This is a genomic window from Bradyrhizobium sp. 613_E4_N2_2, assembly GCF_052075995.1.
GTDB lineage: Bacteria > Pseudomonadota > Alphaproteobacteria > Rhizobiales > Xanthobacteraceae > Bradyrhizobium > Bradyrhizobium barranii.
This window is the reverse complement of record NZ_CP197234.1, coordinates 736,692-762,828: the sequence shown is the minus strand read 5'-3', so window position 1 is coordinate 762,828 and position 26,137 is coordinate 736,692. Positions and strand designations below refer to the sequence as shown.

Here is a 26,137-nt window from a genome sequence, read left to right as displayed (position 1 = left end):
TCATGATGTCGCAGATATGACGACGACGCAACACGCTTGGCGTGCTCGCGCGATGGCCTGATGTTCCCGTTGCGAAACGGGTCGGCGCGATCTAGCCTTCATGCAGCGCACAACGAATGCGGCTTGCACGTTTTCTTTGCGGTGGCTGCATCAATAATCGTCAAGCAAACGAAGAGGAAACGCCATGAGCAGCAGCATCAATCGCCAGATTCTTCTGGTCGAAAAGCCCAGCGGCAAGCTCGGTGCCGAGCACTTCAAGATGGTCGAGGGTGCGATGCCGGAGCCGAAGGACGGCGAGGCCTTGCTGCAGGTGCGTTACATCTCGCTCGACGCCGCCAACCGCGCCTGGATGCATGGTGCGACCTATCGCTCCGCGGTCGAGGCCAACAGCGTGATGGCCGGCGGCGGCATCGCTGAGGTCGTCAGCTCGAAGGCGCCGGGGCTGGCTGCCGGCGACATCGTGTTCGGCGACACCGGCTGGCAGGAGTTTGCCGCGGTGCCGGCAAAGCATCTCACGAAAATGCCGAAGCTCGAACCGATGACGCATCTGCTCAGCGTGTTCGGCATCGCCGGCCTCACCGCCTATTTCGGCCTGCTGGAGATCGGCAAGCCCAAAGAGGGCGAGACCGTCGTGGTGTCCGCGGCGGCCGGCTCCGTCGGCTCGATCGTCGGGCAGATCGCCAAGATCAGGGGATGTCGCGTGGTCGGCATCGCCGGCGGCGCAGACAAGTGCAACTGGCTGACCTCCGAGCTCGGCTTCGATGCCGCCGTCGACCACAAGGACGGCGCGGTGTTCAAGGCCCTGCGCGCGGCGGCGCCAAAAGGCATCGACGTCTATTTCGACAATGTCGGCGGCGACATTCTGGAAGCCTGCCTGCCGCAGATGAACAATTACGGCCGCATCGCCTGCTGCGGCGCGATCTCGCAATATGACGGCGCACCTGCCGCGCACGGCCCGCGCGGCGTGCCCGGCCTGATCGTGGTGAAGCGGCTCGTCATGCAGGGCTTCATCGTGATGGACTACATGAAGGAGAGCCAGCGCGCGCTCGCCGACCTCCAGGGCTGGGTCGCATCCGGCAAGCTGAAGGTGCAGGAGGACATCATCGACGGATTGGAGAATACGCCGAAGGCGCTGATCGGATTGCTGGCGGGAGAGAACCGCGGCAAGCGCATGGTCAAGCTCTGACGCCGTATTGTTTGAGCATGATCTCCGCGCCAACGCGTTCCGCGTTTGTCGCAAGGGAAAGCCGCGGCACACTTTTCCGGATCGTGCTCTAGTTACGTCGCAATTGCGCCCGTATAATCTACTTGCGGTAGAGGCCGAGGCAGCCAATGATGCTGCACGCGGCATCACCCGCAATGATTGCTTGCATTACATTTAAAAATTGTCGGCGTGACCGACAGGGCAGGGAATTTACCCAAATGTTCAACACGTTGAAACATGCATCAACGCGTCGCGCGCTGCTGGCGGCAACGCTCTTCGCAACTGCAACAGGCGCATTCGCGCAAGCGCCGACCGAGGCTCAGAAGAGCGCCATCCGTTCCGCATGCCGCTCGGACTTCATGGCACACTGCGCGAGCGTCACGCCCGGTGGCGCGGAGGCGTATCAATGTCTCCAGAAGAACATGTCCAGCCTGTCATCGGGATGCCAGACCGCGGTTCGCGCGGTCGAGCCCGCTGCGGCGCCGAAGACTGAAGCTGCGCCCGCCAAATCTGAACCGGCAAAGACTGAAGCCGCCCCCGCCGCCGCAGCCGCTCCGAAAGCGGCGGCGTCAAAGCAGCCGAGCAGCACGCAGATTGCCGCGGTCAAGAGCGCGTGCCGCGCCGATTATCCCAAGGTGTGCGCCAGCGTGCCGCCGGGCGGCGCCCCCGCCCTCGAATGCCTCGAGAAGAACAAGGCCAAGGTTTCGCCGGCCTGCGAGAAGGCCGTGACCGCTGCGGCCGGTGGCGGCGGCGCCGCTGCAACGGCAGCGCCTGCGGGCGCAGCTCCGGCGGCGGCAGCACCAGCGGCGGCGCCGGCCGTCATCGCTCTGCGCCCGCTGCGGCCGCGCGAAGAGCTGTTCATCGTGCGCTCGGCCTGCGGTGCCGACATCCGCACGCTCTGCGCCGGCGTCGCACCGGGCGGGGGCCGCATCGTGCAATGCATCTCCAGCAATGCCGCGTCGCTGTCGCCCGCCTGCAAGGAAGTGCTGGCGCCATTCGCGGCGCGATAAGCGGCGCGTGATTGCGCGCCAAGCGCGCGCCACCGACCGGCCGCGCGCGAATGAATTTTCGCGCGCCTGCCGCGACAAACCCTTTGCAAGTAACCGATTTCGATCACGACAAGACCGGAGAAAGACATGCGTTCATTTCTGCTTATTGCTGCCGCGCTCCTCGCCTTCGGCGCGAGCATGACCTTTGAGTCTACCGATGCCAACGCGGTGGTGTGCGCCCGCGGCGTCTACCGCGCCGGCTGTGCCGGGCCGAATGCGGCCGTCGTGGTGCGCAAGCCGGTTCCCGCGGTCCGCTGTACCAGGGTGCTGGTGAACGGCGTCTACGTGAAGCGCTGCGTCTGACCCCGGATGGCCAAGCTCGCGCGGTTTGGCTATGGTTCGCAACGTCACTGCCCCGGACACGCGCCTGGCGCGTGTCCGGGAGTAAGCTTCGACGCGCCCCGCCTTCGATAATTCCGCTGGCGCGGACGGCCGGAGCACATTAGTGTACCCCTAGATAGTAAGTATACTGTCAATTAGGGAGGCAGACGTTGCGGATCGCCGTGATTGGCGGGGGGCCCGGTGGGCTCTACTTCGCCTATCTCTGGAAAAAGCGTCACCCCGAGGATCAAGTCGACCTGTTCGAACAGAACCCGGCCGACGCGACCTGGGGCTTTGGCGTCGTGTTCTCCGATCAGGCCCTGGAATTCCTGCGCGCCGACGACCCCGAAACGGTCGATGCGATCGCGCCGCATATGGAGAGCTGGGAGAACATCACGCTGAACCTTCACGGCGACAGCGTCGCCATCGACGGCGTCGGCTTCTCCTCGATCGGCAGGCTGGAGCTCCTGCAGTTCCTCCAGCAGCGCGCGCTCGACGCCGGCGTCACGCCGCGCTTCGACACGCAGATCCACGCCATCGACCAGCTCAACGGCCACGACCTGATCGTCGCGGCCGACGGGCTGAATTCGCTGGTGCGGCGCGCCTATGAGGGCGATTTCGGCACGTCGCTGTCCTACTCCTCCAACAAGTTCGTCTGGTACGGGACCTCGAAACGCTTCGACACCCTGTCGCAGACCTTCGTGAAGACGGACCGCGGCGCCTTCAATGCCCATCACTATCGCTACTCCCCGACCATGAGCACCTTCCTGGTCGAATGCGACCACGCGACATGGCAGGCCTATGGCTTCGCCTACAAGGATGCCGAGCAGTGCAAGGGCGTCTGCGAGGAGGTCTTTGCCGACACGCTGGGCGGCCACTGCCTGGTCTCCAACAAGTCGGTCTGGCGCAACTTTCCCTGGGTCTGGAACGAGCACTGGTCGTTCAAGAACATGGTGCTGCTCGGCGACGCCCTGCACTCGGCGCATTTCTCCATCGGCTCGGGGACGCGGCTCGCGATCGAGGACGCCATTGCGCTGGTCAAGGCGCTGGAATCGGATGCGCATCTGTCGACCGCGCTGCACCGTTATCAGGCCGCGCGAAAGCCGGTGGTGCAGAAGCTCGTCAATGCCGCGCGCACCTCCGCGTTCTGGTACGAGCACTTCGCCCAGCACATGCAGCTCGGCCTGATGGACTTCGCCTACAGCTACATCACCCGCTCCGGCCGCATCGACGACCCCCGGCTGCGCACGATGTCGCCCGCCTTCATGACGCGCTACGAGGCCGAGAAGAACGGCGGAGATGCCGCATGAGCAGCGAGATCCGCGATCAGGTGCCCGCCGACAGCCCGGGCGCCCGTGAAATCGGCTTTGCCATTCCGCAAACCTACAATGCCAGCCGCGTGCTGTTCGACCAGCTCGCCAAGGGCCGCGGCGACAAGCCCGCGCTGATCGGGTCAGCGGGGACGCGCAGCTATGCCGAGCTCTGCGCGGAAGCTTGCCGCTGGGGCAACGGTTTCGCGTCGCTCGGCCTGAAGCGCGGCGACCGCGTGCTGCTGTTCCTCGACGATACCCCGGCCTATCCGGCCGCATTCTTCGGCGCGGTGCGCGCCGGCTTCGTGCCGCTCCTGATCAACACGCTGACGCCGCCGGACCTGCTGCAATTCTATCTCGCCGATTCTGGCGCGGCGGTCGCCGTGGCGGATGCCGAATTCGCGACACGCTTCGATGCGGGGGCCTGCGCGGCGACCTGCCTGCGCACGCTGATCGTCGTCAACGGCGAAGCGCGCAGCCACGCCGCGCCTGCGGCGATCGCGGCGCCCAGCTGGCTCGCGCAGTTCCCGGCCGAGCTCGCGGAAGCGGACACCCATCGCGACGAGATGGCGTTCTGGATGTACTCCTCCGGCTCGACCGGCCGGCCCAAGGGCATCGTGCATCTCCAGCACGACATGGCCTACAGCGATGCCGCCTTTGCGCAGAACGTGCTGAAGCTGACGCCCGGCGACATCTGCTTCTCGGTGCCGAAGATCTTCTTCGCCTACGGTTTCGGCAACTCCGTCACCTTCCCGTTCTCCGCGGGTGCCACGACGCTGCTGCTGCCGGGCCAACCGAAGCCTGCATCGATCTTTGCCGCGATCGAGCAATACAAGCCGACGGTCTTCTTCGGCCTGCCGACGCTGTACACCTCACTGACAAAGGCGGAGGGGGCAGACAAGACCAACTTCTCGTCGCTGCGCATGTCGCTTTCGGCGGCCGAGGTCTTGTCCGCGGACGTCTTCAACGGCTGGAAGACGCTCACCGGCCTCGAAATCGTCGAAGGCCTCGGCTCGACCGAAGTGCTGCACATCTATCTCTCCAACCGGCCCGAGCAGAAGAAGCTCGGCGCTGCCGGCCTGCGCGTGCCAGGCTACGAGGTCGCACTGCGCGACAAGGACGGCCGCGACGTCGCCGACGACGAGGAAGGCATCTTGTGGGTGCGCGGCGATTCCAACACGCCGCTGTACTGGAACCGACCGGACAAATCCGCCGAGACCATCCGCGAGGGCGGCTGGATCTACACCGGCGACCGTTTCGTGCGCGATGCCGACGGCTTCCACTTCTTCCGCGGCCGTGCCGACGACCTCATCAAGATCTCCGGCCAGTGGGTCTACCCGCTCGAAGTCGAGCTGTGCCTCGCCGACCACCCCGACATCCGCGAATGCGCCGTGTTCGCCGCCGAGCTGCCGGACCGGCGCATGACGCTGAAGGCCGTGGTGGTGATGAACAACCGCGCGACCGATCAGAATGAGGCGACGCGGCGGCTACAGGATTACGTCAAGGGCAAGCTGCTTCCTTACAAATATCCACGCGAGGTGATTTTTATCGACGAGCTGCCGAAGACGGGGACGGGGAAGATTGACCGGCAGGCGTTGTTGAGGATGTAGCAGTCCCAAACTCGCTGTCATCGCCCGCGAAGGCGGGCGATCCAGTATTCCAGAGGCGGTTGTGATTGAACCGAGAAGCCGCGGCGTACTGGATTCCCCGCTTTCGCGGGGAATGACAGCGGAGATAAAGGCGACAGCGTCACCGCATCCGCCGACCATCCCGCTCACCCCGCCTTCCCCATATGCTCCAGCGCGTCCTCCGCGCGCAGCGGCACGCGCGAGGCCTCGTTGTTGAGGTCGACGAGCTGCACCAAAAGCCCCATCAGCGCCTTGCGGTCGGCGGGTTTCAGCGGCTCCAGCATGCGCGCCTGGGCGCGCTCGACGGCGGGGATGATCTCGCGCAGGATCGCGGCGCCTGATTTCGTCAGATAGAGCAGCTTGATCCGCTTGTCTTCGGGTGCCGGCTTGCGCTCGACAAAATCCTTGGCCTGCAGCCGCTCGATCACGCTGCCGAGCGTGGAGCGGTCGAAAGCGATCACCGCCGACAGCCGTGTCGCGTCGATGCCGGGATGGGTGTGGATCGCGATCAGCGCCGCATATTGCACCGGGGTGAGATCGAACGCCTTGCACTCCTCCATGAAGATCGAGACTGCGATCTGCTGCATGCGCCGGAACAGATAGCCCGGCGCGGCATAGACCGCGTCGATCGTGATCGGAGCGGCGGGCTTACTCGGCATCGGGCTGCTTCTCCGGCGCGGCATTTGCGAAGGCCGGCAGCGCCTTTGCCGCAGCCTCCGCCTTCAGCAGCCGCGGATAGGCCGACACATCGACGCCGAAGCGGCGGGCATTGGCGAGCTGCGGCACCAGGCAGAGATCGGCGAGCGTCGCCACATCGCCGAAGCAGAACGGCCCCGCCTCGTCCCTGATCAGCGTCTCGCAGGCCGACAGCCCCTCGCGGTTGACCCACGCCGCCCAGTCCTGGACCTTCTCCTCGGCAAGGCCGAGCTCGCGCAGCCGCGCCAGCACCTTCAAATTCTGCACCGGGTGGGTGTCGCAAGCGATCGCCAGCGCGAACGCCCTCACCTTGGCGCGCCGCAGCGGATCCTTCGGCAGCAGCGGCGGATTGGGATGCGTCTCGTCGAGCCATTCGATGATGGCGACCGATTGGGTCAGTACCGCTCCCGCATCGTTCTCCAGCGTCGGCACCAGCCCTTGCGGATTGATGGCGAGATAGGCGGGCGCACATTGCTCGCCCTTGCGAAGATGATGCGGCAGGTGCTCGGCGCCGAGGCCCTTGAGGTTCAGCGCGATCCGCACCCGATAGGCGGCGCTGGAGCGGAAATAGCCGTGCAGCTTCATCGGAACCCTCCCTTTTATTTTTCGTCATTCCGGGGCTCGCGAAGCGAGAGCCCGGAATGACGACCTTGTATGTCGTCCATTACGTTGACGCTACCTAGATCGTCAGTATACTGTCAATCAACAAAACGAACGGGAGCCGCACCATGGAAGCCGTGACCAAGACGCCGGAACGCGAGGCCTTCTACAAGAAGATCGACGGCGAAAACCTCACCGCGCTGTGGACGGTGATGGGCGATTTGATCACGCCGGAGCCGAGGAGCGCCTGCCGCCCGCATCTGTGGAAATTCGACGTCATCCGCGACTACATGACGGAAGCAGGCCGACTGATCACGGCCAAGGAAGCCGAACGGCGCGTGCTGGTGCTGGAGAACCCCGGCCTGCGTGGCCAGTCGAAAATCACGACCTCGCTCTATGCCGGCGTGCAGATGGTGGTGCCCGGCGACGTCGCGCCCGCACACCGCCACAGCCAGTCGGCGCTGCGCTTCGTGCTCGAAGGCAAGGGCGCCCACACAGCGGTCGACGGCGAGCGCACCGCGATGGAGCCCGGCGATTTCATCATCACGCCGTCGATGACCTGGCACGACCATTCCAACGAAACCGATAAGCCGATGTTCTGGCTCGACGGCCTCGACATCCCGCTGGTGCAGTTCTTCGACTGCTCCTTTGCGGAAGGCTCCAAGGAAGACCAGCAGAGGATCACAAGGCCTGCCGGCGACAGCTTTGCGCGCTACGGCCACAATTTGCTGCCGGTCGACGCGAAGCGATCGTCCAAGACCTCACCGATCTTCAGCTATCCCTATGCCTACACCCGCGAGGCGCTGGAGAAAGCACGCGCGAGCCAGGAGTGGGACGGCTGCCACGGATTGAAGCTGAAATTCAGCAACCCCGAGACCGGCGATTTCGCAATGCCGACCATCGGCACCTTCATCCAGTTGCTGCCGAAGGGTTTCAAGACGGCACGCTATCGCGCGACCGATGCGACCGTGTTCTGTCCGATCGAGGGCAAGGGACGCAGCCGTATTGGCGATGCCGTTTTCGAATGGGGCCCGCGCGATCTGTTCGTGGTGCCGAGCTGGCAGTGGGTGACGCACGAAGCCGAAGACGACGCCGTGCTGTTCAGCTTCTCGGATCGCCCGGTGCAGCAGAAGCTGGATCTGTTCCGCGAGGATCGCGGGAACGCGTAGGCGACGCCGCCAGCCAGCATCGTCATTGCGAGCGAAGCGAAGCAATCCAGAATCTTTCTGCGGAGACAGTCTGGATTGCTTCGTCGCTCCGCTCCTCGCAATGACGAGAGTATGCCTCACCGCCAGTGCAATAATTTGATCTCCAGCCAGCCGATCACCTTCCCCACCACAAGCCCGAACACCGACAGGATCACCACGCCCGCGAGCAGCTGGTCCGTCTGCATCAGATTGCCGGCCTGAAGCACGAAGGCGCCGATGCCGTACTGGGCGCCGATCATCTCGGCACTGACGACGAGCAGCAGCGCGACGGACGCCGTGATGCGGAAGCCGGCGAGGATGGCGGGCAGCGCGCCGGGCCAGATCACCTTGCGCACGATGGTGGCGAAGGGAACGTTGAAACTCTGCGCCATGCGGATGAGGTTGCGCGGCACCGCATCGACGCCGCTATAGACCGAGATCGCGGTCGAGAAGAACACGCCGAGCGCAATCGTCGCGATCTTCGGCTCTTCGCCGATGCCGAGCCAGAGAATGAGCAATGGCAGCAGTGCGATCTTCGGGATCGGGAACAGCGCCGAGATGAAGGTGATGCCGACGCTGCGTGCAAGCCGCGACAGGCCGATGGCGAAGCCGACCGCGACGCCGGCCGCCGTTCCCAGCACCCAGCCGACGCCGATGCGCAGGATCGAGGCCGACAGATGCTGCCAGAGCGCGCCTGACATCGCGAGCTCGTAGATCGCCCGTGCGATCGCAGCCGGCGCCGGCAGGAACAGCGGATTGACAAGCCCAGCGCTGCCGGCCGCCTGCCAGATCGCGATGACGAGGGCGAGCGCGATCCAGCCGCCGAAGCGGCTGCTGGCGGGCACGAAGCCGGCGCCGCGAAAACGGACGCGCCGCGTCGTGTCGTCCTTCGCAGACGTCCCCGCGCGATCAAGCATGCTGGACCTCGCGCTCGGCGTCGATCGCCTCGTTGCGGATCAGCGACCAGATCTGGTTCTGAAGCGCCAGCTTTTCACGCGCAGCGATCTCGCCGCGCTCGGTGCGCGTCATCGGTACGGTCACGACTTCGCGAATACGGCCGGGCCGCCGCGACAGCACCACGATGCGGTCAGCGAGCCGTGCGGCTTCCTCGAGATTGTGGGTGACATAGACCGCACCCATGCCGCCATCGGCGAGCAGGCGGACGAAGTCTTCCATCAGCAATTCGCGGGTTTGCGAATCCAGCGCCGAGAGCGGCTCGTCCATCAGCAGGATGGCGGGCTTGACCGCGAGCGCGCGCGAAATGCCGACGCGCTGGCGCATGCCGCCGGAAAGCTGCTTCGGATAGGTTGTGCGAAAATCGGTCAAGCCGGTGCGGCGCAAGGCGTCGTCGACCAGCGCGCGGCGCTGCACGGCCGAGAGCTGGGTATGCAGCAGCGGGAATTCGACATTCTCCTCCACCGTCGCCCAGGGCAGCAGCGCGAAATCCTGGAATACGAAGGTCAGCGGATTGAGGCTGTCCGCCGGCGGAGTCCCGCGCAGCTCCGGCGCGCCCGAGGTCGGCTGCAACAGCCCGCCGAGAATCGACAGCAGCGTGCTTTTGCCACATCCCGAAGGCCCGACGATCGCCACCACTTCGCCGGCACCGACGGTGAAGGAAACGTCGTCGAGCACGGCGAGGTCGCCGAAGCGATGGCTGATGTGGTTAGAGATCAGGTCCATAAGCTGCGTTCTACTCTCAATCCGCCTTCACAAAATCCTTGGCGATGATCGCGTTCACATCAAAGCCCTTGTCGGCAAAGCCCTGCTCCTGGAGCCATTTGATCTGGTTGTCGACGTTCTTGACGTCCAGCTTGCCGTCGGGATCGATATAGGCGCAATTGCCGACCACCTGCTCGACCGGCAAGTTGGTGTACTTCGCGATGATCTCCAGCAGCGGTTTCGTCTTGTCGTTGATGGGCGCGACGCCGTCCTTCATGGCGGCGAGGATGACGTCGTGATATTCGCGGTCGGCTTTCGCGAGTACGCCGAGAAATTTTGTCACCAGCACCTTGTTGGTCAGCGTCTTCGGCGAAGCGAACACTGCGCCGAGCTGCCACGGCGTCTCGTCGCCGACCCATCCCAAAAACTTCGCGCCGCCCTCGTCCATCAGCTTTCGCGCGGTGGAGATCGGCAGCAGCGCCGCATCCACGGTTTCGCCCTTCAGTGCGGCGGCCGCGTTCGACAGCGATTGCAGCGGCACGATCTTCACGTCGGCGAGCTTGAAACCGTATTTGTCGGCGAGCAGCCCCAGCGAATAGTGAAAGGACGAGCCAACCTGCGTCACGGCCACGCGCTTGCCCGCGAGGTCCTTCGGCGTCTTCAGCCCGGCGGCATAGGCGTTGTTGCTGGCGAAATAGCCGATCAGGGGATAACCGGCCTTCTCGCGGCTCATGCCGCCGATCACTTTCAGCGTGCCCTTGCCGGCGAGATTGTAGAGACCGGCGGTGAAGGCGGTGACGCCGAAATCGATGTCGCCCGAGGTCGTCGCGACCGCGATCGGCTGCGCCGCATCGAAGAACTTCAGCTCGACGTCGAGACCGGCCTCGCGGAAATAGCCCTTGTCCTGCGCAATGAAGACGGGCGCGGACGACGACAGGCGGAGCACGCCGATCCTGGCCTTCAGCGCGTCTTCGGCCCGGGCCGTGCCCATCGCTGTGATCGCCATCAGGCCAGCCAGTGCGAGCCGCGCAATCCCGATCATCCCGTGTCCTCCGTCGTCGTTCTCTCGGTCGTTCTGTTACAACCGTCACAAACCTTCAGGCACGGGCTGGTCCCGCCCGATGAAGGCGCCCTGTTGTTTCAACGTTTCCTGCAATTTTTCAATGGGGATGTCGCGCGGGATGCGGTTTCCTGAGAGCGCGAGCGCCGCGGCGGAACCGGCGGCCTCCCCCATCACGAAACAGGCACCGGAAACCCGCGCCGCCGACTGGCCCTCATGGGTCATCGAGGCGCAGCGGCCGGCGACGAGGAGATTGTCGACGCCCTCGGGCACCAGCATCCGGTAAGGCAGCTCGTTGTAGCCGCGCGATTCCGGGATTGGCGGGAACGTGAAGACCACGTCGCCGGGAACATGGGCCTCGATCGGCCAGCCATTGACGCCGATCGAATCCGCGAACGAGGCACAGCCGAGCACGTCCTCGCCGCTGAGCTGGTAGCCGCCCTTGATGCGACGGGTCTCGCGGATGCCGAGCTGCGGCGGCAAATCGACGATGTAGGACTTTTCAAAACCCGGCACGGTGCTGCGCAGGAACTCGAATGCAGCCAGCGCCTGCTTGCGGCCCTCGATCTCGCCGCGGGTGAGGTCGTCGGGCTCGATGCCGTTGATGGCATGGCCGTCCTCGCGCGCCACTTGCGTGAAATTCACCCGCCATTCGATCCCTGATTTCTGCGGCCGCACGATTGCGCTCTTGCGCGGGAATGTGTGGGTGCCGGCGGCGATCGCCTTCTCCATCAATTCCGGGATGGTCCGCCAGGCATCGCCAGCCTTCTCGGGATCGATGCCGTTGAGGCGGAGCATCATCGAGGGGTACATCGGATGGCCGTGCTCGTCGCCGAGCTCGAACGGCGCCCCGGCCCAGACCGCGAGGTCGCCGTCGCCGGAGCAATCGATGAAGATCTCGGCGCGAACCGCCTGCCGTCCGGCCTTGGTCTCGACCATCAGCGCATCGATGCGGCTGTTATCGCCCATCACGACGCCGGCACCGAGCGCATGGAAGAGGATGTGCACCTTGTGGCTGGCGAGCAGCTCGTCGGCCGCGATCTTGTAGGCCGCGGTGTCATAGGCCTGGGCGAAGACCTTGCCGAGGATCAGATGCGGCGCGTTGAGGCCGTTCAAATGATCGATCCGCGCCAGCAGTTCGGACGCCATGCCCTGCACCAGCCGGTGGGCCTCGCCGTAGACATTGCCATGCAGGCCGCAGAAATTGGTGACGCCGGCAGCCGTGCCCATGCCGCCAAGGAAGCCGTAGCGCTCGATCAGCAGCGTCTTTCGTCCCGCGCGCGCCGCTGACGCCGCCGCCACGATGCCGGCCGGGCCGCCGCCGAGAACGACGACTTCATATTCGCCGTAGAGCGGCACCTGGCGTGCCGGTTCTTCGATCATCATGGCCCGCATGCGCGTCCGCTCCCAAAATCTCTTGCTTGAAGCCGACTATGAATTAACGCAGGGCAAGCTACAATCCACCAAAATACGCGATCAGCTTTCTCGAATCGAGAAAGGTCGACATGGACATCCTGGTGAACCTTCAGGCCTTCCTCGCCACCGCGGATACGGCCGGATTCTCTGCCGCCGCGCGCAAGCTCAATGTCTCGACCTCGGTCGTGGCCAAGCGCGTCACGCAACTGGAGGCGCGGATCGGCGCGCCGCTGTTCCATCGCTCGACCCGGCAATTGCGCCTGACGGAGGCCGGCCAGCGCTATGTGCATCGCGCCCGCAGTGTCGTCGCCGATGCCACCGACCTGCTCTCGCGCATGGGCGAGAAGGGACACGATCTCGTCGATCACCTCCGCATCAAGGCGCCGACCTCGCTCACCGTGGCGCGCCTTGCCGACGCCTTCAGCGCCTTCCAGACGCAGAACCCCCGATTGAAACTCGAGATCGTGCTGATCGACCGTCCGGTCGATCCCGTCACCGAAGGCTTTGACATCGCCATCGGCGCCTTCCCTCATTCCTTCGGCGGCGTGGTCGACGAGCCGCTGTGTCCGCTGAAGCGGCTGCTCTGCGCCTCACCGGCCTATTTGAAGAAGCACGGCGCGCCAAAGCACCCGCGCGACCTCGTCGACCATCGCTGCCTCAGCTTCCTGCCGACGGGACCGGAGTGGATCTTCGACGGCCCGCGCGGGCGCATCAGCATTCAGGTCAGCCCGCTGCTCTCCTCCAACGAGGGCCATGTGCTGGCGCGCAGCGCGATCGCCGGTAACGGCATCGCGCTAATCTCCCATTATCTCGTGGCGGATGCCCTGCGCGAGGGTACGCTCAAGCCGGTGCTGCGCGACTTTCCAATTCCCGAGCTGTGGGTCAAGGCCGCGATCCCCGAGCGGCGGCGCAACGCCGCCGCGGTGCAAGCTCTCTTGCGCGAATTGAAGAGCGCGCTGCTACCGGTGCTGTAAGGCCGCCTCGTGCGCCCCCATGGCGTCGCCGGCTTCTCCGGGTTCAGGCAGCCGAGCGGATGGTGTGGAGGAAATCGTCGACGTTCGACCTCATCGAATCCGCCTGCTGCTTCAGGGCGGCTGCGACCGTGAGGGCGGCTTCGGCGCCGGCGTCGGTCTCGCCCGCCACGGCGCGCACCTGACCGATTTCCTGCGTCACCGCCGTGGTACCGTTGGCCGCCTCCTCGACGTTGCGCGCGATTTCGCCCGTGGCCGCGCCCTGCTCTTCGACGGCCGCGGCAATCGCCGTGGCGATGTCGGCCATTTCCTTGACGGTGGAGCCGAACTGCCTGATCGCCTGAACCGATTGGCCAGTCGCACTCTGAATCGTCGCGATCTGGCTGGCGATCTGCTCGGTCGCCTGCGCCGTCTGGGTGGCGAGACTCTTGACCTCGCTGGCGACGATCGCGAAGCCCCGGCCGGCATCGCCGGCGCGCGCCGCTTCGATGGTCGCGTTCAGCGCCAGCAAATTGGTCTGGCTGGCGATGGCCTGAATCAGCTGAATGATGGTGCCGATCTTCTCAGCCGCATCCGACAGCCCATGCATCAATTCGGAGGTGCGGTTGGTCTCGTCGGTCGCCCTGTTCGAGACCGCGACGGAGCGGTGCACCTGGCTCGAGATTTCACGGATCGAGGCCGCGAGTTGCTGGGTGGCGGAGGCGACGGTCTGCACATTCATCGATGCCTGCTCGGCGCGGGTCGCGACCGCTTCGGCGAGCCCGCGTCCGCGTTCGGCGACCTTTGCCAACTCCTCGGCGCTGCGCCCCATGTCGTCGGCACGGCCGCCGACACCGGAAATGACTCCCTGCATGCCCTGCTCGAAGCGGCCGGCAAGATCCGACATCATGCGGGCGCGGTCAGCCTCGCTGGCTTCGCGCTGTGCCGTCGCCTCACCTTCCATGCGGCGAACCGCTAGCGCGTTTTCGCGGAACACCTCGACGGCGCGCGCCATGCGGCCGATTTCGTCGCGCGAGTCGCCGCCCGGGATCGGCTCATCGAGCTCGCCCGCCGCCAGCGATTGCATCCGGTCGGTCATGCTGCGAATCGGACCGGACACGCTGGCGCCGATCAACCACGCCAGCACCGCTCCCAGCAGCAGCGCGCCGGCCGCGGTCGCGATGACGGTCTGCTTGGTCTGATCGACCGCTGCCGCGGTCTTGTCGCCCTGCTCGGCGCGCACGGTGCCGAGCTTCGCGTTGATCTTGTTGACGTGGTCGTCGATTGCCGCACTGGCTTTCTTCAATTCGGCCTGCCTGGCGCGCAGATCGGCGGCCACCTTGATGACCTCGTCCAGCGCGGCCGCGTCGGCAGTGATCGCGGTCTTGAGCGCGGCGACCAGCGCCTTCAGTTTGGCGTCGTTCGCCCCCGCCAGCTCAGCCTCGGTGTCCGCGATCGCCAGCTGGGCGTAGGACAAGGCCTGCTTGGCGTCGTCGGCATCGCCCGTCGACAAAGTGGAGCCATAGCGCATCACGGTGATCCGCAGTGCGTCAACGACGCCGGCCAGACGCATCGGGTTGACCAGCCGTTCCGCGTCTTCGGACCGGTTGGCGAGCGCAACCTGAATGCCGCTGACATTGAGGCCGGCGGCTGCACCCTGGGCGTCGGTTTTCGTGGTCGCGGCGCGCAGCCGATCCGCCGCCTCCGCTGCCGCGGTGAACGACGAGCGATAGGTTTCCAGCGCGGTCTTGACCGGGCCGATGCCTTCCGCGATCGCTTGCAGCTTGCCGAACTGCCGGTCGACCTGATCGGCCAGTTTGCCGACGCCGTCGATCGCCTTGGCCGCGGCATCCTTGTCGCCGACATTCCAGGTTCGGATGAATTTCTCGACCGCCGAGTTCGCCTCCAGAAGCGCGGCCCGCGCCTGTGACATGCCGGCGTCGCCGGCAGCGCTGGTCACGAGCTCATTGACCGTTCCGCCGATCCGCTCGACCTGGACCATGGCGAAGCCCGCGAGCAGGACCAGAAAGCTGAGAACCAGCGCGAAGCCGCCAAACACGCGCGGACGAACGCCGACGCGGGACATCATGTGCGATAATTTCATGGCAAATCCGAAATTCTTCAACGGGTGGAGCGGATGGCGGCGAGCAGATCCTTGCCAAACCGCTTCTCGAATTCCTGATCGAGCGGCTTGACCGCGTCGACGAAGGGCTGGCGATCGAATGTCTCGATGACGTCCATGCCGCCGCTACGCACTTGCTCGAGCGACGCGGCATCGAGCTTCGCCTGCCAGGTCGCCTCCGCTCCCTCCTTCGCCAGCGCGATCAGCATGGCCTGGTCGGCCGGCGGAAGCTGTTCGAACATGGCACGGTTGGCGACGAACGCGATCGGCGCGAAGAAGTGACCGGTCAGCGTGAGGTATTTCTGGACTTCGTAGAGCCGGGAGCCGGCGATGGTCGGCACCGGATTTTCCTGCCCATCGAGCCGGCCGTCCTTCAGCGCGGTATAGACCAGCGGAAATTCCATCGGGACCACTTCGGCGCCGAGCGCCTTGAACGTCATCTGGTAGATCTCGTTCGGAATGACGCGAATCTTGAGACCTTTGATATCCTCGGGCGTGCGAACCGGCCGTTTGGAATTCGTGACGTTGCGAAATCCCTGTCGGCCGATTGCCAGCAGCGTCAGCCCCTTGTCAGCGAATTTAGTGGCGATCGCCGCGCCGGCCGGACCTTGCGCCACGGCCTTCGCGTGGGCTGTGTCGCGGAACAGGAAGGGAATGTCGAACACGCCAAGTTCGGGGACGACCGAACTGACCACAGACCCCGACAGCACCGCCATATCGACCGAGCCGGCCCGGGTCGCCGCCAGGATGGCATTCTCGCTGCCGAGCGCGTTGGTGGCGCGCTCGTCGATCACGATGCGCTTGCCGGCCGATGCCACCAGCTTCTGGCGAAACTCATCGGCTCCGATTTGCTGCGGGCTCCCCAGCTGGGAATTGAATGCCAGAGAGATCAATCGCGGTGAAGCGGCAGCCGGTTGCAGAACCAGCAGCCCCGCCGCCGCGGCGACGATCGATCCGGCTTTCCAAAGTCCCAAAACTTGTCTGTGCATTCGACACCATGGCGTGACAATTGTCGTAACCCTAATGGCGGGGAATGATTGAACCCTTAAGGAAGGCCCCGCGGAATTACGGAGATTCGCTTCGAACCGCCGCCGACGAGAATTGGGACGGAGGTCCGATGCAGATGGTATCGGGTTGCTGTGGGATAATGTGTGGTTCGAGCGAATGACGATGGGATCAAGAATATGCGTGGCTGCCGTCATCGCGATCGGCATTATGGCCGGTACGGCCCCGGCCCGCGCCGAGGTCGCGCAATGCCGGTTCATCCAGGCCAAGCCGGAGCGCGAAGCGTGTTACCAACGTCAGGAAGCCGCGCTGGCCGCGAAGCGCAAGCCGGAGCCCGGCGCGGAAAGCAAGACGCTCGAATCGGTGCGCCAGATGCGGCAGGACGACGATGCCGTCTATCGCAGTATCAACAACATCTGCCGCGGCTGCTGAACGGTGCGACTTGTGACCGAACTGACGGAAGAGAACGTCGATGCAAATTGAGGACGTTGGGGCCCTGAAGAGCGCAATCGACTCCGGGTGGGCTCCCGAATTTCTGCTGTTTTGGGGGCATACCCCGAAGGATCAAAGGATCGATAAGCACGTGCTCAGCCAGTGGTGGCCGGCAACGTTCTCCGTTGACGCTCGGACATACGCGACCGCCGAACACTACATGATGGTCCGGAAGGCCGAGCTGTTCGGGGATCAAGAGACTCTCGCCGCCATTCTGTCTTCGTCCAGCCCCTCTGAGGCGAAGAGCCTTGGCCGGACCGTGCGCGGCTTTGATGAAGAGCATTGGATTGCACATCGCTTCGAGACGGCGGTACGCGGCAATTTTGCGAAGTTCGGCCAAAACGCCGAGCTTGAAGACTGGCTGCTGGTGACGGGCAATGCGGTGCTTGTGGAGGCCAGCCCTGTCGACAGGATTTGGGGCATCGGTCTTGCTGCCGACGACAAGCGGGCAAGAGAGCCTCACAAATGGCGCGGACTGAATCTGCTGGGTTTTGCGCTCATGAAAGTTCGCCACTTGCTGAGATCAAAACGGTAGGCGAGCCCCCCTTTCCCCTAGCCGCTACCCCAATTCGCCGCCCGCTTCTCCGCGAACGACGCCAGCCCTTCCGCCGCCTCCGCGCTCTGACGCTTGACTGAATGCAGGTGCACCAGCCGCTTGTACGCGGCATCGTCCACCGCCATCCCGCCGAACGAGCTCTCCAGCGCGAGCCGCTTGGTCTCGGCCATCGCCTCCGGTCCGTTGGCAAGGAGCTGCTCGACCACCTTGGCGCCGGCGGCTTCGAGGTCGGCGAGCGGGACGACCTCGTGGACGAGGCCGATGCGGCGGGCGTCTTCGGCGCCGAAACGTTCGCCGGTCAGCGCGTAGCGGCGGACTTGCCGTACACTAATGGTATCGCAAAGCTGCGGGATGATGATCGCGGCGGTCAGGCCCCAGCGCACCTCCGTGATCGAGAACAGCGCATTGTCCGCCGCGATCACGATGTCGCAAGCGGCGATCACACCGGTGCCGCCGCCAAAACAGCCGCCCTGTACCAGCGCGACGGTCGGGATTGGCAAGGTATTGAGCCGCTGTACGGCCTCGAAGGTCGCCCGCGACGCCGCCTCGTTCGCCTCAGGCGATTGCGGCCGCACGCCGTTGATCCATTTGAGGTCGGCGCCGGCCTGGAAATGCTTGCCATTGCCCCGGAGCACGACGACGCGAAGGTTGGACTTCCTGCCGAGATCGTCCATGGCGGCGAGCACGCCTGCGATCAATGCGCCGTCATAGGCATTGTTCACTTCAGGCCGGTTCAACGTGACGGTCGCAACCCCACGCTCATCGAGGGTCCACAGGACGGGGTTGGCAGTCATCGGCGATCCTCCGGTCATCTTGTTTGCCGCCCACTATGGCTGAGGCAACTCATCCCGATCCATATCTTTCCAGCGTAGGGCAGCCGCGTCCATCGCATGGCGGGTTGTGTCATGCTGCTGCCGGGCGACATCAAGGGATCAGGGACGGGACATCACACCATGCGCATCTGCATTTTCGGCGCGGGCGCCGTCGGCAGCCATATTGCGGTCAGGCTGGCCCGCGCCGGCCATGAGGTCTCGTGCGTGATGCGCGGCGCCCATCTGGAGGCGGTCCGCGCCAATGGCCTGAAGCTGCGCGTCGGCGATTCCGAGGTCACCGCCAAGGTGAACGCCTCCGGCGATGCGGCCCAGCTCGGCCCCCAGGACGTCGTGATCAGCACACTCAAAGCGACCGCGCTGACGGGGCTGGTCGCCAGCATAAAACCGCTGCTCCAGGACGACACCGCGATCGTCTTTGCGCAGAACGGTATTCCCTGGTGGTACGGCATCGGCCTGCCGCCGCGGCATCCGACGCCGCCCGACATTTCCTTCCTCGACCCCGGCGGGCGCTTGCGCGCTTGCATCCCGAAAGAGCGGATCGTCGGCGGCGTCGTCTTCTCCTCCAACGAGGTGACCGCGCCCGGCGTGGTGCAGAACCTGACACCGGACCGCAACCGCCTGCTGATCGGCGAATGCGACGACCGCAATTGCGAGCGCATCACCAGGCTTCGCGGCGTCCTCAACGAGGCACGGCTGGAATCGCCGCCGGTGGCGGAGATCCGCGAGGCGATCTGGTCAAAGCTCCTGACCAACATGTCACTGTCGGTGCTGTGCCTGCTCACCGGCCAGACCGCGCGCGGCGTGCGCGACGACCCGGCCTTTGCCGAGGTCATTCCGCGCATGCTGAACGAGGCCAACGACATCGCGCAGCACTTCATCCCCGAGGTCAAGCGCGTGACGCGCAGCGGCCCCGCCCCCAACCACAAGCCGTCGCTGCTCCAGGACTACGAGCTCGGCCGCGCCATGGAGATCGACGTGCTGGTGAAGGCGCCCGCCGCCTTCGCCCGCACCGCCGGCCTGTCGACGCCGACGCTCGACCTGATCGCCGCGCTCGCGATTCAGAAGGCGCGCGACAAGGGGCTTTATTCCGCTTGAGCCTTAAGCGAGCTCATCGATCCAGGCCGCGAGCGTGTCGAGCACCTCCGCAAGCGCCTCGTCATTGGTTCGGCCGGACTTCTTCAGCACCGCGAAGGAATGATCGCCGCCAGCGATCTCGTGTAGCGTCGCCTTCGGGCCGAGTGCATCGATCACGGGCTTGAGGAGGCCGAGATCGGCAAGCCCATCACGCGTGCCTTGCAGGAACAGCATCGGGATCTCGACATGGGCCAGGTGCTCGGCGCGCTCCGTGGACGGCTTTTTGTCGGCGTGCAGGGGAAAGCCGAGGAAGGCGAGCCCTTTGACGTCAGGCAGCGGCGCCTTGGACTGCGCCTGCGAGGTCATGCGCCCGCCAAACGACTTTCCGCCGGCAACGAGCTTCAGACCGGGGCAGAGCCGCGCGGCGTCCGCGACTGCCGCGCGGATGGTGGCGTGGGCGACCGCCGGCTGGTCAGGACGGCCCTGCTTGTTTTCCATGTAGGGAAAATCGAAGCGGAACGTTGCGATGCCACGATCGGCGAGCCCCTCCGCAATCTTGTCCATCGATGCATGCCGCATCCCTGCGCCGGCGCCGTGCGCGAGGACGTAGCAGGCGCGCGCATTATCCGGCTGCTTCAGGATCGCCGAGACCGTGCCGATGCGCTCGATGTCGAGCTTGAGCTCTTGAGTTTTGGTCGCCACAATCAGCCATCCTGCAGACGCGTTTCCGGCCGCCTTGGTAGCGTCGCCGGCGCAGCCTGAAAACACAATAATTGCCGCCGCCGACCAGCCTACCAAGGCCGGAAAGCCGCATTGACCGAGGTGACCATGTCCTACCGCTCCTCCTGGATGACCGAAGAGCTCGAAATCTTCCGCGACCAGTTCCGGAAATATCTGGCCAAGGATCTGGCGCCACATGCCGAGAAATGGCGCGAGCAGAAGATGGTCGACCGCTTCGCCTGGCGTGGGCTCGGCGAGATGGGCGCGCTGCTGGCGAGCGTGCCGGAGGAATATGGCGGCCTCGGCGCCACCTTCGCCTATGACGCCGCCGTGCTCGACGACCTCGAAAGCACGGTGCCGGAGCTCACCACCGGCGTCTCCGTGCACAGTGCCATCGTCGCGCACTACATCCTCAATTATGGCTCGGAGGAGCAGAGGAAGCGCTGGCTGCCGAAGATGGCTTCCGGCGAGATGGTCGGTGCCATCGCTATGACCGAGCCCGGCACCGGCTCGGACCTGCAGGCCGTCAAGACCACCGCGAAGAAGCAGGGCAATTCCTACGTCATCAACGGCCAGAAGACTTTTATTACCAACGGCCAGGCTGCCGATCTCGTCGTCGTGGTCGCGCGCACCGGCGATGTGGGTGCCAAGGGCATTTCGCTGATCGTGGTCGAGACATCAGGCGCGGACGGCTACAAGCGCGGGCGCAACCTCGACAAGATCGGCCTGCATGCCTCCGACACGTCAGAACTGTTCTTCGACAACGTCACGGTGCCGCCGGAAAACCTGCTCGGCAAGGAGGAAGGCCAGGGCTTTGTCCAGCTGATGCAGCAATTGCCGCAGGAGCGCCTCGCGCTTGCGGTTGGCGCGGTCGCCTCGATGGAGCGCGCGGTCAAGCTCACCACCGAGTACACCAAGGAGCGGAAGGCGTTCGGCAAGCCGCTGATGGACTTCCAGAACACCGCCTTCACGCTCGCCGAGCGCAAGACCGAAGCGATGATTGCGCGCGTCTTCGTCGACTGGTGCATCGAGCGGCTCGTCGCCGGGGATCTCGACACCGTCACGGCGTCGATGGCGAAATACTGGTGCTCGGACAAGCAGGTCCAGACCGCCGACGAATGCCTCCAGCTGTTCGGCGGCTACGGCTACATGCAGGAATACCCGATCTCCCGCATCTTCATCGATTCCCGCATCCAGAAGATCTATGGCGGCACCAACGAGATCATGAAGCTGCTGATCGCGAGGTCGCTGTAGCTCTGTTCATCGCGCACGCCAATCGCGTGGGCGGCAGCCGAAGCGCTGCTTGAAGCGCCGCGCGAAGTGGGAGAGATCCGAGAAGCCCCAGTCGAACGCGATGGCGCCGATCGCGCGGCCGCCCGATGCCGGATCCTTCAGGTCGGCCGCCGCGCCCACGAGGCGACGATCGATCACGTAGTCCGAAAATGTCGTGCCGGAGCGTTCGAACAGCTTGTGGACATAGCGCTCGCTGATACCGACGGAGCCGGCGACCGCCGCGACCGTCAGTCCCGGCTCGCGCAGCCGCTCGTGAATGGCGCGGCGCAGCGCCAGCACGGTCGCGTCTGCAAAGCTTGCGGCTTCCGCCGTCTGCGCCCGCGAGCGGCGCGACAGGCTGAGCGCAACGAGATCGAGCAGCACGTCGAACAGCCGAATGCTGTCCTCTTCCGCCATCCGCAATGCGCCGGCATTCAGCGATCGTGCGGTCTCGACGATGAGGTGACCGACATGGGGATCGTCGGAGACGCGCTCGGCCCTGAAATCGAACGACGGCGGCAGCCGGTCGCGTAAGGCGCGCGACGGCACCCAGAACGAAGCGACCTCCAGCGTCGGACCGCGATCGTGCAGCAGCGTCACCACGCGGTCGCTGTCGACGATGCCGACCTGGCCGCGCGACAGGCTGACCTCGCTGTCGCCCTGGAGCATGCGGCAGCGCCCGGCGAGCTTGAAGTTGAGATAGAAGCAGCTCTCGCGCGATGCCGCGATATCGGCACGCGAGCGATTGACGGTATGCTCGGGAAACATCACCCGGTTGATTGCGCCGGCGCCGAGCCCGATCGTCTCCACCTTGGCAATGAAGCGTGACGTCGTCGCCGATTCCGGCGTCAGGTTCATGAATGCCTGGCAGATCGCCTCGCGGTAATAGGAAAACTGCTCGTCCGGCCGGGTCACTGCGGTGTTCCAGATGACGTGCCGCGGCCGGCTTACGGGGGTGACCTGCTCCATCAGTTCGCTCCGAGACCAATCCGGTTCAGCGCCAGCCAAGCGGAAAATGGCCGGCCGGTTCACACTTCGCACAACAAGAATTGTCCGCCGCGCCTCGCGAGCGCCGCAAAGGACCCACGTCATGCCGATCTAACCACACCCTCGGGAGCAGCTACAACATGTCGACCTACGTTCTCGTCCATGGCGCCTGGCACACCGGTGCCGAGTTCGAACCCGTCGCGGCCCCGATCCGCGCCGCCGGCCACAAGGTCTATACGCCGACAATCAAGGGCAATCGCCCCGGCGATGCCAAGACGACCGGGCTGAAGGACGCGATCCAGTCGATCGCCGACTATCTCGCCGAAAACGATCTGAAGGACATCGTCCTGCTCGGCCATTCCTATGGCGGCATGATCATCACCGGCGTCGCGGACCTCGCGCCCGAGCGCATTCGCCGCCTGGTGTATTGGAATGCCTTCGTGCCCAACAACGGCGAATGCCTCAACGACATGGTGCCGCCGCACTTTATCGGGCTGTTCGATGCCATCGCGGCCGAACGCGGCGACAGCTCTGTGGTGTTGCCCTTCCCGATCTGGCGCGAAGCCTTCATCAACGATGCTGATCTCGAGACCGCGCAGCGCGCCTATGACGTGCTCAACCCGCATCCGTTCGCGACTTTCACCGACAAGATCGCGCTCAAGACCAATCCGGCGGAGATGCCGTTGGCAAAGTCCTACATCAACTGCACCGAGGACGTCGCGATGCCGCACAGCCATCCCTGGCATCCGCGGCTCTCGGAGAAGCTCGGCCTGTTCCGTCTGGTGCAGGTGCCGGGAAGCCACGAGCTGTGCTTCTCCGATCCGGCGCGGCTGGCCAAGGCGATCATGGAGGCGGGGCGCGACTGAGCTGCGTCCGTCAAGAGCGCGACGACTTTCGACGATTGCTCCTACCGCCGGCTTCGGCGGCACAGCCCTTGCTTGTCCGCTGACGAATCCAGATCGGTAGAAGCAACCCCTGCTTGTCACGTGTGGCTCCCGGCCATACGCTGCCCGTGTTCGGCAACCGCCATCTGGTTTCGTTTTGCGTCAAGTCAGGAGAAGCGAATGGTTCACGTCTCGCGACGGAAACTGCTTCAGCTTGCGGCTGTTGCGCCATCGGCACTTCCTCTGGCCTGGACGTCGGTTGTATCTGCCGCGACCGGAAAGAAGACCCTGAGCGCGGTGATGCAATCGGACCTTCGCGTCACCGACCCTGGCTTCACGACAGCCATCATCACCCGCGACCATGGCTACATGGTCTACGATACGCTGCTCGGCATCGATTCCAGCTTCAAGGTGCAGCCGCAGATGGCCGACTGGACGGTGTCCGCGGACAAGCTGACCTACACTTTCACCTTGCGCGACGGCCTGAAATGGCATGACGGCGCACCGGTGACGGCGGAGGATTGCGTGGCCTCGCTGAAGCGCTGGGGTACGAGCGTCGACGGCATGGCGCGCAAGCTGATGGACTTCACGGCCGGTATCGAAGCCGCGGACACCAAAACAATCGTCTTCAAGCTGAAGGAGCCCTATGGCCTGGTGCTGGAGACGATCGCCAAGCCATCGTCGGTCTGCGCCTTCATGATGCCCAAGCGGCTTGCGGAGACCCCGATCACCAAGCAGATTCCCGAGCAGATCGGCTCCGGCCCGTTCAAATTCGTCGCGGCCGAATTCCAGCCCGGCGTAAAGGCCGTCTACGAAAAGAACACCGACTATGTGCCGCGCAAGGAGCCGGCCGAATGGACCTCGGGCGGCAAGGTGGCCAAGGTCGACCGGGTCGAGTGGATCACGATGCCGGACGCGCAGACCGCGCTCAACGCGCTGCAGTCAGGCGATGTCGATTTCGTCGAGACGCCGCCGTTCGACATGCTGCCCGCGCTCGAGTCCAATCCGGACATCAACGTATCCATCCTGAACAAGTTCGGCTTCCAGTCGTTCGGCCGGATGAACTTCCTGCATCCGCCATTCGACAATGTGAAGATCCGCCGCGCCGCGATGCTGGCGATCAACCAGAAGGACGTGCTCGACGCGCAAATTGGCAATCCCAAATACTACAAGCTGTGCGGCGCGTTCTTCATCTGCGACACGCCGCTCGCCAGCGACGCCGGCGGCGAGACCCTGATCAAGGGCAACGGCATGGCGGACGCCAGGAAGGCGTTGGCCGAGGCCGGTTATGACGGCACGCCCGTGGTGATCCTGGCGCCGACCGATCAGATCCTGCTGAAGGCGCAGCCGGTCGTGGTCGCACAGCTGTTGCGCGACGCCGGCTTCAAGGTCGATCTGCAGGCGATGGACTGGCAGACCGTGGTCACCCGCCGGGCAATCCAGAAGCCGCCGAAGGAAGGTGGCTGGAACATGTTCTTTACCTACCAGGGCGCCGCCGACTCCTTGAACCCGCTGGTCAACGTCCCGATGGTCGGCAAGGGCACGAGTGGCGGCTGGTACGGCTGGTCCGAGGACCCCAAGCTCGAGGAGTTGCGCGATTCCTTTGCCCGCGCGACCTCGCCCGAGGAGCGCAAGAAGATCGCGCTTGAGGTGCAGAAGGAAGCCTACGACCAGGTGATCTACGTCCCGCTCGGCCAGTTCCAGGCGCCGAGCGCCTGGCGCAAATCGCTCACCGGCGTGATCGACGGCCCGGCGACGCCGATGTTCTGGAATGTAGACAAGAACGAGTAGCTTCCTCTCCCCGTTCTCACGGGAAGAGGCAAAGCCCTAATTCGGATGCCACCAGCGGCCGCCGATCACGACGCCCTCGGAGACGATCTTGCGATCGCCGATCAGGTGCTCGCCGACGACGTCCTCATAGTCGAACTGGCCCTGCCTGACCGTAACAAGCGTGGCGTCGCCGACGCTACCGGGCTTGAGGCTGCCGAGCTCGGGACGCCGCAGCGCCATGGCCGCGTTCACCGTCGAGGCGGCGACGACGTCCGACAGCTCCATGCCCATGCACAGGAATTTCGACATGGTCGTGACCTGGTCGAAGGCCGGGCCGTCGATGCAGAGCTGATGGATGTCGGAAGAGATCGTGTCGGGATAGAAGCCGTTGGCGAGCATCGCGCGCGCGGTCTTGAAGGCGAACGAGCCCTTGCCGTGGCCGATATCGAACAGCACGCCGCGCTCGCGCGCGTCCAGCACCGCCCTCTTCACTGTGCCTTGCGCGGTCGCCGGCGTGTTGGGGAAGGGGCGGAACGCATGGGTCAGCACGTCGCCCGGACGCAGGCGGCCCAGCACCTCCTCGTAGCTCGGCGGCGGATGGTCGATATGCGCCATCAGCGGCATGCCGACCTCGTTCGCGACCTCGAGCGCGATGTCGAGCGGCACGATCCCCGACGTGCCCGAGGAGTGCAGCCCCACGCGCACTTTGATGCCGACGATGAGGTCGCGGTTGGCATCGGCCACCTTGGCCGCCTCGATCGGATTCATCAGCCGCAGTTCCTCGCTCTCGCCGACCATGATCCGGTGCGAGAAGCCGAAGATGCCGGCATGCGAGACGTGCAGATAGGCGAGGATGCGGACCTGGCTCGGCTCGATCACATGCTTGCGGAAGCCCGCGAAATTGCCCGGACCGGCGCTGCCGGTGTCGACCGCCGTGGTGACGCCGGAGAGGCGGCAGAATTCCTCGGCGTCGATGCCGAGCGAGGTGCCGCCCCAATAGACATGGGTGTGCAGATCGATCAGCCCTGGCGTCACGATGAACTGCGAGACGTCGCGCACATCGGTGCCCGGATCGGCCTTGAGCCCGGTCCCGACGGCGGCGACCTTGCCGCCGGCAAAGGCGATGTCCGTCACGGCATCGAGCTTCTGGGACGGGTCGACCACACGGCCGCCGCCCAGGATCAAGTCGAAAGGCATTGTTGTCTCCGGATGGGGTAGCGAGGCGTGGCCCGCACGTCGGCAAGGCCAGGAAGGACGTCTTTCGCTTCTAGCAAATTTTGCGCCGACGAGCGTGGCAAACTGCGACGATTGCCCATGACAAAATGGCGATCCCGGGACGGCT

The 26,137-nt window shown here is 64.9% G+C and carries 25 protein-coding genes; 13 read left to right on the top strand and 12 right to left on the bottom strand.

Annotation, left to right across the window (positions count from 1 at the left end):
• Positions 1 to 184: 184 nt before the first annotated feature.
• The 5 genes from AB7290_RS03585 (at position 185) to AB7290_RS03565 (ending at position 5,494) form a co-directional block, all read left to right on the top strand.
• A complete protein-coding gene (locus tag AB7290_RS03585) occupies positions 185 to 1,186 on the top strand; it encodes an NADP-dependent oxidoreductase (protein ID WP_085398801.1) in 1,002 nt (333 codons plus the stop codon).
• A 236-nt stretch (positions 1,187 to 1,422) separates the two neighbouring features.
• Entirely contained in the window at positions 1,423 to 2,214 is a 792-nt protein-coding gene (locus AB7290_RS03580; RefSeq protein ID WP_085398802.1) for a cysteine rich repeat-containing protein, read from the top strand.
• A 126-nt stretch (positions 2,215 to 2,340) separates the two neighbouring features.
• Positions 2,341 to 2,556 (top strand): hypothetical protein, encoded by a 216-nt coding sequence (locus AB7290_RS03575; RefSeq protein WP_028148322.1) that lies wholly within the window; start codon positions 2,341 to 2,343, stop codon positions 2,554 to 2,556.
• Positions 2,557 to 2,744: 188 nt separating this feature from the next.
• Positions 2,745 to 3,884: an FAD-dependent monooxygenase gene (locus tag AB7290_RS03570; RefSeq protein ID WP_085398803.1), complete on the top strand. Its 1,140-nt coding sequence runs from the start codon at positions 2,745 to 2,747 to the stop codon at positions 3,882 to 3,884.
• Positions 3,881 to 5,494: a benzoate-CoA ligase family protein gene (locus tag AB7290_RS03565; protein WP_085398804.1), complete on the top strand. Its 1,614-nt coding sequence runs from the start codon at positions 3,881 to 3,883 to the stop codon at positions 5,492 to 5,494. Before AB7290_RS03570 ends, AB7290_RS03565 begins: the two co-directional genes overlap by 4 nt.
• 164 nt (positions 5,495 to 5,658) lie before the next feature.
• Here the strand turns inward: AB7290_RS03565 and AB7290_RS03560 are convergent, their stop codons facing one another.
• Positions 5,659 to 6,171 (bottom strand): MarR family winged helix-turn-helix transcriptional regulator, encoded by a 513-nt coding sequence (locus AB7290_RS03560; RefSeq protein ID WP_085398805.1) that lies wholly within the window; start codon positions 6,169 to 6,171, stop codon positions 5,659 to 5,661.
• Complete coding sequence (gene maiA, locus AB7290_RS03555; RefSeq protein WP_085398806.1) at positions 6,161 to 6,793, bottom strand: maleylacetoacetate isomerase; 633 nt, start codon at positions 6,791 to 6,793, stop codon at positions 6,161 to 6,163. The genes AB7290_RS03560 and maiA overlap by 11 nt, the downstream gene beginning before the upstream one ends.
• 143 nt (positions 6,794 to 6,936) lie before the next feature.
• On the opposite strand from maiA, the gene gtdA reads away from it, so the two are divergent.
• Positions 6,937 to 7,977 (top strand): gentisate 1,2-dioxygenase, encoded by a 1,041-nt coding sequence (gene gtdA / locus AB7290_RS03550; RefSeq protein WP_085398807.1) that lies wholly within the window; start codon positions 6,937 to 6,939, stop codon positions 7,975 to 7,977.
• A gap of 116 nt (positions 7,978 to 8,093) precedes the next feature.
• Here gtdA and AB7290_RS03545 read toward each other — a convergent pair whose 3' ends face one another.
• The 4 genes from AB7290_RS03545 to AB7290_RS03530 are packed head-to-tail and all read right to left on the bottom strand — an operon-like array spanning position 8,094 to position 12,109.
• The gene (locus AB7290_RS03545; RefSeq protein WP_085398808.1) at positions 8,094 to 8,912 is read right to left on the bottom strand and encodes an ABC transporter permease; all 819 of its coding nucleotides are present in this window, start codon (positions 8,910 to 8,912) and stop codon (positions 8,094 to 8,096) included.
• Entirely contained in the window at positions 8,905 to 9,675 is a 771-nt protein-coding gene (locus AB7290_RS03540) for an ABC transporter ATP-binding protein (RefSeq protein WP_441253355.1), read from the bottom strand. The genes AB7290_RS03545 and AB7290_RS03540 overlap by 8 nt, the downstream gene beginning before the upstream one ends.
• 16 nt (positions 9,676 to 9,691) lie before the next feature.
• Entirely contained in the window at positions 9,692 to 10,696 is a 1,005-nt protein-coding gene (locus AB7290_RS03535; RefSeq protein WP_085398810.1) for an ABC transporter substrate-binding protein, read from the bottom strand.
• 45 nt (positions 10,697 to 10,741) lie between these two features.
• A complete protein-coding gene (locus AB7290_RS03530; protein WP_085398811.1) occupies positions 10,742 to 12,109 on the bottom strand; it encodes an FAD-dependent oxidoreductase in 1,368 nt (455 codons plus the stop codon).
• A 110-nt stretch (positions 12,110 to 12,219) separates the two neighbouring features.
• On the opposite strand from AB7290_RS03530, the gene AB7290_RS03525 reads away from it, so the two are divergent.
• Complete coding sequence (locus tag AB7290_RS03525) at positions 12,220 to 13,104, top strand: LysR family transcriptional regulator (protein ID WP_085398812.1); 885 nt, start codon at positions 12,220 to 12,222, stop codon at positions 13,102 to 13,104.
• 43 nt (positions 13,105 to 13,147) lie between these two features.
• Here AB7290_RS03525 and AB7290_RS03520 read toward each other — a convergent pair whose 3' ends face one another.
• Positions 13,148 to 15,184, bottom strand: a complete 2,037-nt coding sequence (locus AB7290_RS03520; protein ID WP_071916963.1) for a methyl-accepting chemotaxis protein — start codon at positions 15,182 to 15,184, stop codon at positions 13,148 to 13,150.
• A gap of 17 nt (positions 15,185 to 15,201) precedes the next feature.
• Positions 15,202 to 16,191 (bottom strand): TRAP transporter substrate-binding protein, encoded by a 990-nt coding sequence (locus tag AB7290_RS03515; RefSeq protein WP_085398813.1) that lies wholly within the window; start codon positions 16,189 to 16,191, stop codon positions 15,202 to 15,204.
• A 199-nt stretch (positions 16,192 to 16,390) separates the two neighbouring features.
• Here AB7290_RS03515 and AB7290_RS03510 point away from each other — a divergent pair, with 199 nt between their 5' ends.
• Both AB7290_RS03510 and AB7290_RS03505 read left to right on the top strand, forming a co-directional pair.
• On the top strand, positions 16,391 to 16,639 hold the full coding sequence (locus AB7290_RS03510) for a hypothetical protein (protein ID WP_244623293.1): 249 nt from the start codon (positions 16,391 to 16,393) through the stop codon (positions 16,637 to 16,639).
• A gap of 40 nt (positions 16,640 to 16,679) precedes the next feature.
• Complete coding sequence (locus AB7290_RS03505) at positions 16,680 to 17,234, top strand: NADAR family protein (protein ID WP_085398814.1); 555 nt, start codon at positions 16,680 to 16,682, stop codon at positions 17,232 to 17,234.
• Positions 17,235 to 17,251: 17 nt separating this feature from the next.
• Here AB7290_RS03505 and AB7290_RS03500 read toward each other — a convergent pair whose 3' ends face one another.
• On the bottom strand, positions 17,252 to 18,049 hold the full coding sequence (locus tag AB7290_RS03500) for an enoyl-CoA hydratase-related protein (protein WP_085398815.1): 798 nt from the start codon (positions 18,047 to 18,049) through the stop codon (positions 17,252 to 17,254).
• A gap of 159 nt (positions 18,050 to 18,208) precedes the next feature.
• On the opposite strand from AB7290_RS03500, the gene AB7290_RS03495 reads away from it, so the two are divergent.
• On the top strand, positions 18,209 to 19,183 hold the full coding sequence (locus AB7290_RS03495) for a ketopantoate reductase family protein (protein ID WP_085398822.1): 975 nt from the start codon (positions 18,209 to 18,211) through the stop codon (positions 19,181 to 19,183).
• A 3-nt stretch (positions 19,184 to 19,186) separates the two neighbouring features.
• Here the strand turns inward: AB7290_RS03495 and AB7290_RS03490 are convergent, their stop codons facing one another.
• The gene (locus AB7290_RS03490; protein ID WP_441253354.1) at positions 19,187 to 19,864 is read right to left on the bottom strand and encodes an alpha/beta hydrolase family protein; all 678 of its coding nucleotides are present in this window, start codon (positions 19,862 to 19,864) and stop codon (positions 19,187 to 19,189) included.
• Positions 19,865 to 19,990: 126 nt separating this feature from the next.
• Between AB7290_RS03490 and AB7290_RS03485 the strand changes: the two genes are divergently transcribed.
• Positions 19,991 to 21,136 carry an acyl-CoA dehydrogenase family protein gene (locus AB7290_RS03485; RefSeq protein ID WP_085398816.1) on the top strand — a complete coding sequence of 382 codons (1,146 nt, stop codon included), beginning with the start codon at positions 19,991 to 19,993 and terminating at the stop codon, positions 21,134 to 21,136.
• A gap of 6 nt (positions 21,137 to 21,142) precedes the next feature.
• Here the strand turns inward: AB7290_RS03485 and AB7290_RS03480 are convergent, their stop codons facing one another.
• Positions 21,143 to 22,123 (bottom strand): helix-turn-helix domain-containing protein, encoded by a 981-nt coding sequence (locus AB7290_RS03480; RefSeq protein WP_085398817.1) that lies wholly within the window; start codon positions 22,121 to 22,123, stop codon positions 21,143 to 21,145.
• 158 nt (positions 22,124 to 22,281) lie between these two features.
• Here AB7290_RS03480 and AB7290_RS03475 point away from each other — a divergent pair, with 158 nt between their 5' ends.
• Positions 22,282 to 23,007: an alpha/beta fold hydrolase gene (locus tag AB7290_RS03475; RefSeq protein ID WP_085398818.1), complete on the top strand. Its 726-nt coding sequence runs from the start codon at positions 22,282 to 22,284 to the stop codon at positions 23,005 to 23,007.
• A 198-nt stretch (positions 23,008 to 23,205) separates the two neighbouring features.
• On the top strand, positions 23,206 to 24,816 hold the full coding sequence (locus AB7290_RS03470; protein WP_085398819.1) for an ABC transporter substrate-binding protein: 1,611 nt from the start codon (positions 23,206 to 23,208) through the stop codon (positions 24,814 to 24,816).
• A 36-nt stretch (positions 24,817 to 24,852) separates the two neighbouring features.
• Here AB7290_RS03470 and AB7290_RS03465 read toward each other — a convergent pair whose 3' ends face one another.
• Positions 24,853 to 25,992: an amidohydrolase/deacetylase family metallohydrolase gene (locus AB7290_RS03465; protein WP_085398820.1), complete on the bottom strand. Its 1,140-nt coding sequence runs from the start codon at positions 25,990 to 25,992 to the stop codon at positions 24,853 to 24,855.
• Between the last annotated feature and the right edge of the window lie 145 nt (positions 25,993 to 26,137).